At 42.5% G+C, this 14,391-nt stretch carries 13 protein-coding genes and 1 pseudogene; 7 read left to right on the top strand and 7 right to left on the bottom strand.

The window, feature by feature from the left end; translation table 11 throughout:
- Positions 1-60: 60 nt before the first annotated feature.
- From GXP67_RS04065 to GXP67_RS04055, 3 genes are all read right to left on the bottom strand, one after another.
- Positions 61-1,080 (bottom strand): S41 family peptidase, encoded by a 1,020-nt coding sequence (locus tag GXP67_RS04065; RefSeq protein ID WP_162441973.1) that lies wholly within the window; start codon positions 1,078-1,080, stop codon positions 61-63.
- Between the two features lie 90 nt (positions 1,081-1,170).
- Positions 1,171-2,691 (bottom strand): TonB family protein, encoded by a 1,521-nt coding sequence (locus GXP67_RS04060; protein WP_162441972.1) that lies wholly within the window; start codon positions 2,689-2,691, stop codon positions 1,171-1,173.
- Positions 2,688-2,894 (bottom strand): BlaI/MecI/CopY family transcriptional regulator, encoded by a 207-nt coding sequence (locus GXP67_RS04055; RefSeq protein WP_232064917.1) that lies wholly within the window; start codon positions 2,892-2,894, stop codon positions 2,688-2,690. Before GXP67_RS04055 ends, GXP67_RS04060 begins: the two co-directional genes overlap by 4 nt.
- A gap of 118 nt (positions 2,895-3,012) precedes the next feature.
- On the opposite strand from GXP67_RS04055, the gene GXP67_RS04050 reads away from it, so the two are divergent.
- Positions 3,013-3,927: a tyrosine-type recombinase/integrase gene (locus GXP67_RS04050; RefSeq protein ID WP_162441534.1), complete on the top strand. Its 915-nt coding sequence runs from the start codon at positions 3,013-3,015 to the stop codon at positions 3,925-3,927.
- Positions 3,924-5,096 carry an IS91 family transposase gene (locus GXP67_RS04045; RefSeq protein WP_162441535.1) on the top strand — a complete coding sequence of 391 codons (1,173 nt, stop codon included), beginning with the start codon at positions 3,924-3,926 and terminating at the stop codon, positions 5,094-5,096. The genes GXP67_RS04050 and GXP67_RS04045 overlap by 4 nt, the downstream gene beginning before the upstream one ends.
- A 278-nt stretch (positions 5,097-5,374) precedes the next feature.
- On the opposite strand, the pseudogene GXP67_RS04040 reads toward GXP67_RS04045, so the two are convergent.
- Positions 5,375-5,488: pseudogene (locus GXP67_RS04040) on the bottom strand (BlaI/MecI/CopY family transcriptional regulator); the annotation flags it as partial.
- Positions 5,489-5,917: 429 nt separating this feature from the next.
- On the opposite strand from GXP67_RS04040, the gene GXP67_RS04035 reads away from it, so the two are divergent.
- The 5 genes from GXP67_RS04035 to GXP67_RS04015 all read left to right on the top strand — a co-directional run bounded on the left by GXP67_RS04035 (position 5,918) and on the right by GXP67_RS04015 (position 10,960).
- Complete coding sequence (locus tag GXP67_RS04035; RefSeq protein WP_162441970.1) at positions 5,918-7,351, top strand: Gfo/Idh/MocA family protein; 1,434 nt, start codon at positions 5,918-5,920, stop codon at positions 7,349-7,351.
- Between the two features lie 108 nt (positions 7,352-7,459).
- A complete protein-coding gene (locus tag GXP67_RS04030) occupies positions 7,460-7,669 on the top strand; it encodes a hypothetical protein (protein ID WP_162441969.1) in 210 nt (69 codons plus the stop codon).
- 64 nt (positions 7,670-7,733) lie between these two features.
- Positions 7,734-8,729 carry a DUF6624 domain-containing protein gene (locus tag GXP67_RS04025; RefSeq protein ID WP_162441968.1) on the top strand — a complete coding sequence of 332 codons (996 nt, stop codon included), beginning with the start codon at positions 7,734-7,736 and terminating at the stop codon, positions 8,727-8,729.
- A gap of 423 nt (positions 8,730-9,152) precedes the next feature.
- Positions 9,153-10,388 (top strand): multidrug effflux MFS transporter, encoded by a 1,236-nt coding sequence (locus GXP67_RS04020; RefSeq protein WP_162441967.1) that lies wholly within the window; start codon positions 9,153-9,155, stop codon positions 10,386-10,388.
- Positions 10,389-10,411: 23 nt separating this feature from the next.
- Entirely contained in the window at positions 10,412-10,960 is a 549-nt protein-coding gene (locus GXP67_RS04015) for a 2OG-Fe(II) oxygenase (RefSeq protein ID WP_162441966.1), read from the top strand.
- A gap of 18 nt (positions 10,961-10,978) precedes the next feature.
- Here GXP67_RS04015 and GXP67_RS04010 read toward each other — a convergent pair whose 3' ends face one another.
- The 3 genes from GXP67_RS04010 to GXP67_RS04000 all read right to left on the bottom strand — a co-directional run bounded on the left by GXP67_RS04010 (position 10,979) and on the right by GXP67_RS04000 (position 14,388).
- Complete coding sequence (locus GXP67_RS04010) at positions 10,979-12,241, bottom strand: MFS transporter (RefSeq protein WP_162441965.1); 1,263 nt, start codon at positions 12,239-12,241, stop codon at positions 10,979-10,981.
- 123 nt (positions 12,242-12,364) lie between these two features.
- Positions 12,365-13,258 (bottom strand): sugar phosphate isomerase/epimerase family protein, encoded by an 894-nt coding sequence (locus GXP67_RS04005; protein WP_162441964.1) that lies wholly within the window; start codon positions 13,256-13,258, stop codon positions 12,365-12,367.
- A 332-nt stretch (positions 13,259-13,590) separates the two neighbouring features.
- Complete coding sequence (locus tag GXP67_RS04000; protein ID WP_162441963.1) at positions 13,591-14,388, bottom strand: SDR family oxidoreductase; 798 nt, start codon at positions 14,386-14,388, stop codon at positions 13,591-13,593.
- Positions 14,389-14,391 lie beyond the last annotated feature (3 nt).

Below are 14,391 nucleotides of genomic sequence, written 5' to 3'. Positions count from 1 at the left end.
ATGATAACCCAGGCCTTTTCACCAAAGACTCATTTTGTACTATACAACTATTTGCTAATATCACTCATCTTTCTTTTTTAGATTTTCAAGCGCTCTGGCATGTGCCGTTTTCATGGCCTGATCGGAACTAACTTCGATATGAGGACTCACGCCAGTGCCTTCCCAGTTGGTATGTGTGATTGGATTTATGGCTCTGCCTTTTGGTACCCTAACAAAAAACTTGTTGGTAGCAATAACAGATCCTGTGGGATGGGCACCTCCTCCTGTCTTTTCGCCTATGAGTGTGGCCCGTTTCAGATTTTTAAGATTGTAGCTGAATTCTTCAGCCGCCGAAAAAGTTTTGTTGCTGGTCAATACATACAAATCCATATCTGGTCTGCGCAATCCCGGAACATAAGGCAAGGTCCAGGTTTGCGTAGTTTCGTTTGTAGGCCGGAAATAGAAATTATTAAGATGTACTGGCTCAGCTGAAAAGAAGTAGCTTGTAAGGAGCTGGATCATAGAGGGTGAACCTCCACCATTGTTTCTTAAGTCGATAATCAAAGCATCCGCATTACTAACAAAATTCATCGCAGCCACGGCCGTTTCTCCGGCATATTTTGTATCGATAAACTCTCTTAAATCCAGGTATGCAATATTTCCCTCCAGGATTTTGATTTCCTGAAATCCAAAGTTACTTCGTTTCATTTCCATCATCCACTCCCCTTCAAGTACTTTTCTGTCTTCCTTGGTAACTGCATTTTTCTCCGCAGCAATTACTCGAGGATCATAAACGATTCTTAAGTGTTTATCATGGCTTATTGATTGTAGATCTGTTGTAAGTTGACGTGCAAACTCAGATGGATTGACCAGGGACTTGTATCTGCCTTTTGTTAAATTATTATTAAGGCCTTGCACCATCTTATCTGCTACCTCCGGAAAAATATAGTTCTCTTGAAGTTTGTTATTGATTGAATCAATGGTGAGAGACATTTCTTGCAAGTTCAATTTTGGTTCAACTTCCTGAGCCTGTACTTTCTCATTGAGAAACAGGAGCATAAAGAAGCATACAGAGAAGATAACTGATTTAAGATATGCCATATTGGGTTAAATTTTTTCCGCCTGTTTCCAGTTAACTGGCATATAACTATCATTTGCCTTAATGATAAGTTTGTTTTCTTCAGTAATGCCTTATTTTCCTTCTACTTTTACGCTTTCATATCCTACAAAACTTAAATAGAGGTCATTGGATTGACTGGCTTTCACTTTGAAAGTGCCATTTACATCAGATACAGTTCCGGTTGTAGTCCCGGCTACTACGATGTTAACCCCGGGGAGGCCCTCACCTTCCTCATCGTAGACCGTACCAGACCATTCCCCATTCGCATAGCTGGCGTTTACTTTGAACTTACCATTTTTTGATTCAGCTTTCTCAACAACAATTATTCCCTGGGTGCTGTTGTCTTCATTAACCTTTCCTTTGTTTAGCTTGAAGATGATAGGCATAACCATTCGCACTCTTACAGGTATACCTCTTTGCGTTCCCGGCTTAAACGAAGAAGCTTTTTGCACCACTCTAACCGCTTCATTGTCACAGTCTGCACCAATCCCTTTGATAGCCTTTATATTTGATAAGGAACCATCTTTCTCAACCACGAACTCTACAGATACTTGTCCTTCAATACCTTGCTGCCTGGCTTGTAAAGGATAGCGCATTTCATTCATTACATACTTATAGAATGCATCCATTCCTCCTTCAAATTCAGGCAACTGTTCCACTACTGTAAATACTTCACCTTCCATTTTAGAGGTAGAAGTGTTGCTTGGGCTACCTGTCTCTTTTGTTTTCAGGTCTGGTTCTTCGCTACAGGCGAATACCACAAAAAGGATTATACATAAGGAACCAAGTGTTCCTAATTTCCAGGGGCTTACATTTTTTGCTTGTTTTTTCATTGCTAGGAGTCGTTTTAGAATTAAACCATCACCAAACGAACTGGCCAGGCTCAATCCGTTTGATTTTAAAGTAGAACTAATCAGTATTGAGGAATATTGGTCAATAGAGTAAGATTTAAGTGCATAATCATCTGCCTGATATTCATGTATTTTTCTGATTTCTTTGTTGATAAGCCAGGCCGTGGGGAGCCACCAGAAACATACTTTAAACAGCTCGAGGAATAGCAGATCGTAAGTATGGCCCAGGGAAGCATGTGCTTTTTCATGTTTCAGGATTACTTCATATTCCTGTCCTTTTTTATCAATTTCTTTACTCAGAAAGATCCAGTTGAAAAAGGTGAAACTGCCTTTAATATCTCCGGTTCTGCGGATGAAAAGGTCATTATGTCTCTCATAGCTACTCTTGCGTTCTAAGAAGATGAGGTAAAGTATACTATTGAAGAATTTGAGCAGAAAGAATATGCTTATGGCTATATACAGCCAGATAAGTAGATCAAGGTTCCAGATTGATGGAGCAGCCTCAGAAGTAATGGTCAAGATATCTAGCTGGATGGCATCCACAGGCATAGCAGCAATGGGTTCCTGGCTATTAAATAATAGCTTTGGTAGTTTAAGCCATGGAACAGTGATGGCCAGAAATGTAGAACCGATCAGATAAAACCTCATTTTGGCATATTGTCTCTCTTTCCTTAGTAAGAACCAATATCCTAGCATCAATGCAATATGGATAAGAGTAAGTTCTATTAAATAATTGCTCATGAGTTCTTGTCTTTAAGTTCTTTAAGGAGTTGTTCCAGTTCATGGAGGCTAAGGTTATCCTCTTTGGTGAAGAACGAAACCATCTGCCTGTATGATCCGCTAAAGTACCTTCTTACAAATCCTTTCATAAATGACTTGGTATAGGTTTCTTTAGTGATCAATGGATAATATTTATGAGACTTCCCATGGATTTCGTGTCCCACAAATTGCTTTTGCTGCAAAATTCGAACGATCGTAGAAACGGTGTTGCACTAAACCTACGGTAGCCTGTTGGTAGGTGGGAATAGTTATAGGAGTATGTTTCACCAAACTCTTACCACTATGTCAACACCAAACACTAACACCCACCCTACTTTTATCCAACAGGCTTGCCTGAAGGTAAGCGGATTTTCTCTCCTTTACAACAAGCTGGAAAGGGATATCTCCCTGTCTGGCAGAAGTCTGAGCACGTTAAAAAACTACTCCCGCCACATGGCTCAGATTGCTCTCTACTACAATCAGTTGCCTACCGAACTAGACGAAGATCAGGTCAGAGATTACCTGTGGATGCTGCAGAAGAAAACGAACAAGCCTTCTAAAAGCTCTTTCAAACATGCTGTCTATGGCCTGCGCCTGCTCTACCGGCTTACCGGCAGAGATGACCGGGCTATCCGCCTACCTTCCATCCCTAAAGTACACAAACTGCCAGCGGTCCTCAGTAAGCAGGAAGTCAAAGCTCTGCTCAAAGCACCCCGTCTGTTAAAGCACCGGGTGCTGCTGGCCTTAATCTATTCAGCAGGCCTTCGCATGCAGGAAGTATGCCGGCTTGAGATCTCAGATTTAGATTTTGACCGCATGCAGATCCACATTCGCCAAAGCAAAGGAAGAAAAGACCGCTATGTACCCCTCTCCCAGCTGATGAAAAGAGGACTGCTCTCCTACCTGTCTGCCTGCAAACCCCACTACTACCTCTTCAATGGCAAGGAATATGGCTCGCAGCTCAGCCGCAAAGGCGTGCAATGGCTCATGCAGGATGCAGTTAGTAAAGCGGGCATCAAAAAGAAAGGCATCTGTGTACATACCCTGCGCCATTCCTATGCCACCCATCTGCTAGAAGATGGATTGGATATTGTCTCCATCAAAGAACTTTTAGGCCATAGCTTCCTGGAAACTACCCTTGTATATCTGCACATGGCAGGACTTGGCAGAAAAGCTCCTTTCTCTCCTCTAGATACCCTCTATACAAAGGAGGCATGAAGCCTGCCCTAGAGTTAGCCCATATACTGTCGGCTCACTTACATGAGTTTATGGCCACGCATGCAGTCTCTGCTCACAAGTTCTCCACCCTAAAGGCGATTGAGCATTGCCGTACTGCCAGACTAGGCGGCCATATAGATGCCTGTGATAGTTGTGGCTACCTGCGTATTAGCTACAACAGCTGCCGCAACAGACACTGCCCTAAGTGTCAGACTACCAATCGTGAAAAGTGGATTATGCAAAGGGAGGCAGACCTGTTACCGGTCAGCTACTTTCATGTGGTCTTCACCTTGCCCCACTCCCTTAATCTATTGTGCCTGCAGTATCCCCAAGAACTCTATGCTTTGCTCTTCAAGACAGCCTGGTCTACGATCAACAGCTTTGCCAATAATCCCAAGCATCTGGGTGCTAAAACAGGTATGATCTCCATTCTGCACACCTGGGGACAGAACCTCTCACTGCATCCACATCTGCATTGTATTGTGCCGGGTGGAGGGATCTCTGGGAGTGGCCACTGGAAAAAGGCCAGAAGTACAGGTAAATATCTTTTCCCGGTCAAAGCACTCAGTAAAGTGTTCCGTGCTCGCTATGTCTCACTACTGAGAAGCTTTCTTTCTGCTAATAAAGCACAGGTGGATAATGGGCTATGGAAAGAGTTATTTGCCAAAGACTGGGTGGTATACTGTAAAAGGCCTTTCTTAGGTCCTGCTCAGGTGATTGAATATCTGGGACGTTACACCCACAAAGTAGCTATCTCCAATCACCGCCTCCAAAGTATAGAGGATGGCAAGGTGAGCTTCGCTTACAAAGATTACCGGCAAGAAGCAGCAAAGAAAACCATGAGTTTGGAGGCTACTGAGTTCATCAGGCGTTTCAGCCTGCACATTCTGCCACCAAAGTTTGTCCGCATCCGCCACTATGGCATTTTGTCTTCCAAAGCAAAAGCCCATGATTTAGCACTGGCCAGACAAGATTTGAGAGTAGCTACGCCGGAAAAAAGAGTGTCGGACTGGAAAAGCATCTGCAAAGAACGCTTAGGCTATGATATAGACCTGTGTCCTTGCTGCAGCAAAGGCCGCATGAGAGAAATCTTGCGCTTTGAAGCAGCCCGTTCCCCACCTGATAGGGCTTACCTGCTATCGATAGCTTTACACTTGAAAACTGCCTGAGTAGAATAAAAAAGCCACTCAAAAAATTGGCCGGGAAAGTTATTGCCCATGTTGGAATATAGTCACCTTACTTGGAGCCAACACGGCTGCTCAGTTTACAAATAGTGAGATCTTTTCTCTTCCTTTTTTTACACTATCTTCTTTTAGTGTACTACCGCTTCACCCAGAAGCTTCTTCTCTATTGATTGATTCCCCATAAATAAGGGCAGGTTAAACCACCCGGTTTCGTGCAACACAGGGTTCATGGTGGGTTAAGACCACCCCATGAACCCTTATATGTTATACGCAGGTTTTGGTTCAGGTAATCTGGTAATAATGTCTTTTACAAATGCTGTGTTTAACTCCCATAAGACCTGCATGATTTCTTCTTCGGCTGTTGTTAATTCTTTCATGGTTTGTCAGTTTTATCCTTGATCAGAAGGAATAACTAAATCATTAGTTAAAACTAAAAAATTAGTTTGAGTAATCCTAATTTATTGAACTAAAATTTTAGTTAATAGAAAAACTGATCATAGGCACCTTTCAGTTTGTGTTTACACAGGTAGTACAGTCAACAGTTCTGCTTGTTAGCCGATGCAACACATGGGGAGAGAAATAAATCAGGCTGACAGAAGAAAGCCTGTAAACCGGGTAAAAAAGCAGCCTCTACTTCCAGTCAGGTAATACACAAATTTTAATTACAGGAATCCATCCTTTCACAGCTTTTTCTTGCAGTTGGTGTTCGAAAATCTTACCTTAGAAAGCATTTATTCTTAAAATTGGCAACCCAATTTATAGATATGTTTGCTTAAACAACCTGTAGAACTTAAAACCTATTACTTATGCGCTCTTCCAGACGTAAATTTATTAAAAGTTTATCTGTTGCCTCCGCTTTGCTGGCTACCGAGGGTGTAGCCAAACCGTTCAATATCATCCGTGACCTAAAAAAAATAAATCCTAATGACAAAATCCGCCTAGCTACCATTGGCATAGGCATTCAGGGACATTTTGATACGCAGGCAGCCTTACGTAATCCCGATATAGAATTAGTGGCTGTAGCCGACCTCTATGATGGACGCTTGGAGCAAGCCAAAAATGCTTTTAAAAACCCTAACCTGTTTACTACCCGTGATTTCAGGGAGATACTAGCCCGCAAAGATGTAGATGCAGTAATTATTGCCACCCCCGACCACTGGCACGATCAGGCAACTATCGCTGCTTTAAATGCCGGGAAATCCGTCTATTGTGAAAAGCCTATGGTACACCAGATCAGTGAAGGTAAAGCCGTGATCGATGCCTGGAAAAAGTCTGGGAAAACCATGCAGGTGGGCAGCCAGCGCATCAGCAGTGCTTCATTTAAAGAAGCCAAACGCATGATTGAAGCCGGTGAAATAGGCCCCATTAATTTCATAGAATCCTCTAACGACCGTTTTAGTGCGATTGGTGCCTGGAATTATTCTATCCCATTAGATGCCTCTCCCAAAACAGTAGACTGGGACAAATTCCTGTCCGATGCGCCTAAACGTCCCTTTGATGCCAAGCGCTTCTTCCGCTGGAGAAACTACCGCGATTATGGTACTGGCGTGGCTGGCGATCTGTTTGTTCACCTCATTACTGGCGTTCATTATGTAACTGGTTCCTTAGGTCCTAACCGCATTTTTTCTTCCGGAAACCTAGCCTACTGGAAAGATGGCCGGGATGTGCCTGATGTAATGAGCTGTATTATGGATTATCCGGAAACCGATAAACAGAGTGCTTTCCAGATGGTATTGCGGGTTAATTTTGCCAATGCCGGAAAAATAAATGATGCCACCCGGATTATCGGTAATGAAGGGGAAATCCGTTTTACAGGGCAAGGCTTAACCCTGACCAAAAATAAACTGGCGAAAGCACCAGGATATGGTGGCTATGACAGCCTGTTTACTTTCCCGGAAGATACCCAGCAGGAATACATTAAGAAATATGATGCGGAATGGCCGCCTGAAACCCGCCAGAAAGAACCAGTAAAGGAAATTAAATTCGAATCTCCCAAAGATGAAGATGAACACCGCATGCACTTCGCCGACTTCTTTGACAATGTACGTAAAGGCAGCCAGGGAACCATAGAAGATCCGGTATTTGGTTTTAGGGCAGCTGCTCCGGTACTTGCCTGCAACGAAAGTTATTTTGAGAACAAAGTCGTACACTGGGACCCGGTAACCATGACACAAAAAGCAGAAGGCCAGGCCAAAGGGGCACCGGCTAAAAAAGCATCTGCCGCCCAGAATAAAGAATAGTTTCTGGTTATACTCATTAGCATTAAACCCGCAAGACATCCAACACTTGCGGGTTTACCGTTTCATTGTACATCTGATATAGAAAATTGTAATCAAATAAATCCGCCTATGGATGATATAGAAGAAGAAAAAGGCAAGGTGTTCAGAGCTTCTCTCATGCTGATAGAAATGAGAGGGCTTGAAACATTTATTGAATACCTGCAGGAAATGGAAGAAAATGAAACTGTTCCCGGAAGTACTACGCTGGATAAGGATACCTATGTACAAGTATTGAGACAAGCAATTTCTCAGTATAGAAATGCAATGTTCAAGAAGTGAAAGCCTGATTTATGTAACAGTATTTCTGGTATCAGGATAGAATCTCAACAGCCATACTTTATTCATGATTATGAAACTATCGATAGGAATTATATTCTTTCTTTGTTTACTAGGTACCTATAGCAGCTTTGGGCAAAATTATGGGCAACTACAATCACAACTGGAGGAAATTCATGACAAAGATCAAAAGTATAGACGCACTATTCCCAAAGAGTATGGACCAAATTCTAAAGAAATTAAGGAGTTATTTAAAAAAATAGAGGTACAGGATGCTGCAAATCTAAGTGTGGTAAAACATATCCTGGATACCTATGGATGGATTGGCCGGGATAGAATTGGCTCTAAAGCGAATGGTGCTCTTTTTCTCGTCATCCAGCATGCCGACCTGAAAACACAAGAAAAATATCTGCCCATACTGCGTAAAGCAGTAAAAGAAGGAAATGCCCACCCCAGTGAGTTAGCCTTGTTAGAAGACAGAGTGGCTATAAGGCAAGGTAAAAAACAAATCTATGGTAGTCAGATAGGTCAGGATACCCTCACCGGAAAATTTTATGTACTTCCGCTGGAAGACCCTGACAAAGTAGATATAAGAAGGGCCAGAATGGGCTTAGAGCCATTAAACGAGTATGTAAAACAATGGGGTATAGTCTGGAAGTCAAAACCGGAAAATCCGCATATAAAGGAAAAATTGTTGTGTGATAAAGAAGTTGATCTGACTAAGTTTACTAAGGTAGATCTACCCAATTTAGATTATAAATTTTCTCCGGTTTATTTAAATAATGACAAACTGGTTGGGTTTACGCTTACAATCAATCCCTCAAATTTTACTTCGCCCACTATTACTTGTATGGATGGCAAGCCTGTTGCAGAGACGGATTACAGGTATGATACAAAGAAAGGGATGTTTATTATAAAAGTATATGGAGTAACGGGTGAGGAACAATTATATCCTACTACAATGATCATTGATGGCAAAGGCTACTACTTTTATTCGCTCACGCATAGTAAATGGTTTCTTTATAAAAAATTGTCTATGCAGGAATCTCCCAAGCGATTATAAATAATCAAAATGTAAAAAGTAAGTTAACTTATTGAATAGTCAATAATAAACTACTTTTAAGAAAGCCTACAACATCTCCGAAAAACCATTCGAGTTGATACAAGCTACTATACCAGATAGATTACTTCATAAATTATTTACCTCTTTGACGACCCGTTTAACTGCCGCAAGGCAGAAATCTGTTGAAAGGGATTTCCTTAAATGGCTATTACATAAATACACCAGCCATTATTAGCTTGTTTACTTTCTGCAAAGAGTAAGCAATACTAAACTTTTATTATTCACTACCCACAAACCAATTTTAAAGGCTTACGTGAATCAGGCAAGCAATCCATTATAAATAATTTTACCGGGTATCAGCAAACCAACCAGAAAGGCTTTAACTTCCGGCGTTTTTCCGGCAGCGGCGATCTTCCTATGAATATGACAAGCAAGCAACGTTTTACGATCATCCTGATTCTGGGTTCTCTTTCTACGATCAGTCCCTTTTCGATTGATATGTATCTGCCTGCTTTTCCGGCGATTGCCAAAGACTTAGGAACTACCATTGCCCAGGTACAACTCTCTCTCACCAGTTACCTGATTGGTATCTCTGCCGGGCAATTATTGTATGGACCCTTATTAGACCGTTTTGGAAGAAAATATCCGCTCTATGCCGGATTAGCGGTGTATCTGCTGGCTTCTTTAGGATGTGCTTTAACAACGTCGGCAGAATCACTGATGCTGATGCGCTTTATACAGGCCGTAGGCGGTTGTGCCGGAATGGTGGCTGCCCAGGCACTGGTACGGGATATATTTCCGGTAAAGGATACTGCTAAAGTATTTTCGCTGCTGGTGCTGGTCATTGCTGTTTCTCCGATGATCGCGCCTACCTTAGGTGGTTATGCAACCGCTGTGTTTGGCTGGCATTCAATATTCATTATCCTTGCGTTTATTACCGGCCTTATTCTGCTAGGTATTTATTATGTATTGCCTGAAGGGAAAACCAGCGATAGCTCTCTGTCTTTAAAGCCGAAACCAGTACTGATAAACTTCTTTACGGTACTTAAACAGGCGCAATTTCTGGTATACGCTCTGGTGGGAGGTATTGCCTCTTCTGCACCCTTTGCTTTTATTTCTGGTTCGCCGGATGTGTTTATGAATATTTATAAGGTAAATGAACAAGAGTTCGGGTGGATATTTGCGTTTCTGGCCTTTGCCATGATTGGCTCAAGCCAGTTGAATCATATTTTTCTCAAGTGGTTTTCCAGCCAGCAACTAATCTATATTGCCTTATTGTACCAGAACATAATTGGTGTTATTCTAGTTACGGGAACGTATTTTGGCTGGTATGGCCAGTATAGCCTCATTTTATTGATGTTCATTTTTCTGACCGGACAAGGGCTTACTTCCCCTAATGCATCGGCATTGGCACTGGCTCCGTTCAGCAAACATGCCGGAAGTGCATCCGCTCTAATGGGCAGTTTCCGGATGAGCATCGGTGCCCTGGTTTCTGCAGCCGTAAGTATCTGGCACGATACATCTGCTTTGCCAATGGTGGGTATGATGGGCATTTGTGCCGTATGCGGCTTACTGGTTTTATTAATCGGCAGAAAGACGATTCAGCACCAGATCAATAAGAAAGGAGTGGAGGATGAACCTTCCAACGTGGTAATATAGGAATTAAGTAATTAGATGTGAAAATGAAGAGCCGTCAGCATACCGAAAAGATTTTTACTGTGGAAAACTTTCTTTCAAAAGAAGAATGTGAGCACTATATTTCCCTAAGTGAGGAAGTAGGGTATGAGATAGCCAAAGTGAATACAGAAAGCGGACAAAGAGTACTGACCCAAGTCCGTAATAATAACCGGGTTTTGTATAATAATGAGGCTTTAGCTCAACTATTATGGGAAAAAGCAAAACCATTTATTCCAGAGAAAATTGGGAATAGTACAGCTATTGGCTTTAATGAATTATTCCGCTTTTACCGCTATGAGCCAGGGCAGCAGTTCAGGGGACACTTCGACCAGAGTTATATCCGCAATGCTGAAGAAGTCAGTTTTGTTACGTTTATGATTTACCTGAATGATGATTTTGAGGGAGGAGAAACCACTTTTCAGGATTTCTGGATAGAACCAAAGCAAGGTATGGCGTTAATTTTCTTCCATGATCTCTATCATTCCGGCAGGGAAGTAAGCCGGGGAATCAAATATGTGTTGAGGACAGATGTGATGTACCGGTTAAGTCAATAGAAGAGTAGCAGAATTAAATTAAACCTGGCTGGGTTTGAATAATTCGCTGAAATGTTTGATGGTGGCATTTTTAATAAGCGGCCTTGCCCATATACCGATACTGAATATATATCCAAGTGGTATAAACAAAAATAGCATGGCTACTTTCAAGCCAGTCAATTCGGCAATACCCCCAACAATTAGAGGCACAACCGCTCCACCGGCAATGCCAGTACATAAAATTCCTGCAAAAGTGCCATGATGCTGGCGTACAGAATTAAGTGCGAGCGAGACAATAATCGACCACATCACGGATGCAAAAAAACCAGTAAGTGGAAAAGCAAGTAAGGCTACCTGCGTAGGTCCAAATAGGGCAGCAGCCAGCGAGAGAATAGCACCGCCACTGAAAATAACCAGTACAGTACGGCTGTCGAGCAGTTTTAGTAATACAAGTCCCAGCAAACACCCAATGGTAAGCAGTCCCCAGAAGTAAGAAATGACGGTGGCACCAGTGGTAGAAGGATCTACGCTATGATAAGTTTGCAGAAATTTGGAGGTCCAGTTGGCAACGCCCTGTTCGGTGCCAACATATGAAAATATGCCCAGAAAGAATAGCAGCACAATGCGGTTTCCCAGTAAATCTTTGAATGCTGCACCAGTATCAATCTTTTCATCTTCTTTAAGTTCTACCTTCGGGAATTTTACCAGTTGAATAATAATGGCGGCGACTAGGGCTGTAGCGGCAAATACCCAGTATAAGGATACCCATTTTAAATCCGGACTCACCAGCGTATTGAATAATTCTATAGGAGCAGAAGTGTTGGAACTGTGCAGGTTTTGTACCAGATAACTATATAATAGAGGACTAATAAATGAAGCTGCTCCAAAGAACAACTGGGCAAGCACTGAGTTAAAAGCGAAATGTTCTTCTCCGCCTGCCTGCCGCAATAAGGGATTGATAACCACCTGAAGAATAGCCATTCCTATACCGATAGAAAATAAAGAGAACATGGCTACCGTAAATGTGGGAAATAAAGCGAACATGAATGCACCGCCGAAAGCCATAAAAAAAGCAGCCAGCATCAAAGGTTTTGCTGAATACTTCTCCAGTAGAATACCAGCCGGAATGGACATGATTCCATAGGCTATAAAAAAGGCAAAAGGTAAAAAGCCGGCAAATCCTATACTCAGCTTGAAGCTATCAATAATATCGGGAATGATAGGGCCGAGAATATTGGTGAGGAAGGAAATAATGAAAAATACAAAGAAGATCAGGATTACAATCCATATATTGCGTGGCATAATTCAGGAAACCGGAGTTTATCTGTACGGCTGAGGATTAAGGTATAAAAAATTCAGGTATAAAGTCTACAAAATAGTTGTGGCAGCGTTTGATCGTTAAAAACTCAACCAAATCACTAGGGTTCATTGTTGTTCAGGCCAGTATTCTTTCATTTTACGGCGCAGAAAAGCGACACTCCGCTCCAGTTGGTCCATTCCTTCTACACCATCTTCAATACTGATCCAGCCATTGAATCCTACCCGTTTGAGTTCAGTGAAAATGGCATCGTAATCATTGAGTCCTTTGCCGATCTCTCCATGCCGGAGCCGTTTTACATATCCGGTTGAGCCTCCTTCTTCCCGGCGCAGGTCTTCAATGGTGCCTTCAATCAGGTAGCGGTCGCTGGCATGCATGGTTACTACCCGTTCAGAAACCAGGTAGAGCAGTTCAAGTGGATTTTCGCCGGCAATGTAAGTGTTGCTAGGGTCATAGTTTACACCAAAATTAGGATGCTGGATACGGTTGACCAGTTTATTAAACACGTCCATTTTCTGGGCAAATTCCGGATATTCCCAGAAATCGTCTTTGTAATGGTTTTCGATAATGAGTGTAATGCCTGATTTCTGGGCATAGGGCAGACAAGCTTCTATACATTCAGCCGCCAGGGTTATACCTTCTTCTATAGTAAGTTCCGGCCTGCGTTGCCCGGAAAGCACCCGGCAATACGAACCGCCCAAGGCATAGGTCATATCGATCCAGCGTTTTTGTCTGGCAATTTCCTTTTCCCGGAAGGATTTATCCGGATGGGTAAAATCCGGCGAGCAGCACATCATGGGTATTACTTTGCCTGTTTCCTCCACTTGCTTTCTGAACCTGGGCCAGTTTTTTTCATCTGCCATTTCCAGGAAACCAGCATACCATTCTAATCCGTCAATATCGAGTTTTGTAGCGAGATCAATCCATTGGGAAACCTGCATGGTGCCGTCTTTACAAAGGGCTTGCATAAATGCTTTGGGGAAGGCAGCGAGTTTGGGCATAAAGTTTAATTTTTACAACTTACATGTTGAATAATGATATATAATAGGCTATTAATTCCTTTGCGCCGTCCTTACTTTCTTAAGCTTCGCTGAACTAACTTTTGTCATTGCTACAAACAAAGTAAACAATTCAACATCTAGGATTCTCGAAGCGAGAGATTAAGAGAACCAACGACAGTTGTCAATGTTTCCCCGCTTGAGGATTAAGCATTGCCGACTGTTTTTCCAGGCTAGCGCGCACTGATATTTTATTCAATCTGAATTTAGTATTTAGCTATTAATTTCAACACTTGACTTTTATCAATCATCTAAATATTCAACCATTTTACTATTTATTTTGGTTTGGTGGGGAATAAGGACTTGGGAGGATTCCGGCCGATGAGAGGATATTGTTCCAGATCTACAACCTGGCCACTGATGGGGCCGCTTTCATCGGATAACCAGTAAACGGCAGCCGCTGCAATCTCTGAAGGCTGCAAAATTCGGCCGGCTGGCGCAAACATATCTGAAATGTCTTTGTACCAGTCAGCGGCAAATCCCTGTTCCTGTTTACGGCTAATCTCTTTTTCGGTAAGTACCCATCCAGGATTTATCTGGTTGACCCGGACACCATTATCCCGCTGTAAAGTATCGCCTAAATTCCGGGTTAATGTCATGAGAGCACCTTTGGAAACACTGTAGGCAAGCAGATCTGGTTCGCCACACCAGGCATTCACCGAACCTATATTTAATACACAACCTTTGGCTTGAATCAAGTAAGGCAAAGCAGCCTGGATGAGGGCAAAAGGAGCTAGTGTATTTACTTCCAATATTCTTCTGAAAAAATCAAGATCAGTCGTATGGATATTAGAAGGCACCACTATTGCTGCATTATTTACAATGGCATCCAGTCTGCCAAAATTCTGCAAGGCTACTGATACCAGTTTTTCCGGTGCACCCGGGGCAGCGATGTCTTCAATGTGCAAGGCAGCTTTATTTTTTTTCAGTTGATTTACCACCTCTTCACCCAATTCTGCTTCCAGGCCATGAATTACAACCCGGGCACCTTCGGCAACACATCGCTGGGCAATGGCTTTTCCGATCCCCATACAACTGCCGCTAACAACCACTACTTTCCCTTGAAGTCGCATGCT

It is taken from the genome of Rhodocytophaga rosea, assembly GCF_010119975.1.
Taxonomy (GTDB): Bacteria; Bacteroidota; Bacteroidia; order Cytophagales; family 172606-1; genus Rhodocytophaga; species Rhodocytophaga rosea.
The sequence above is the reverse complement of the archived record's forward strand: the minus strand, read 5'-3'. Positions and strand labels throughout refer to the sequence as shown.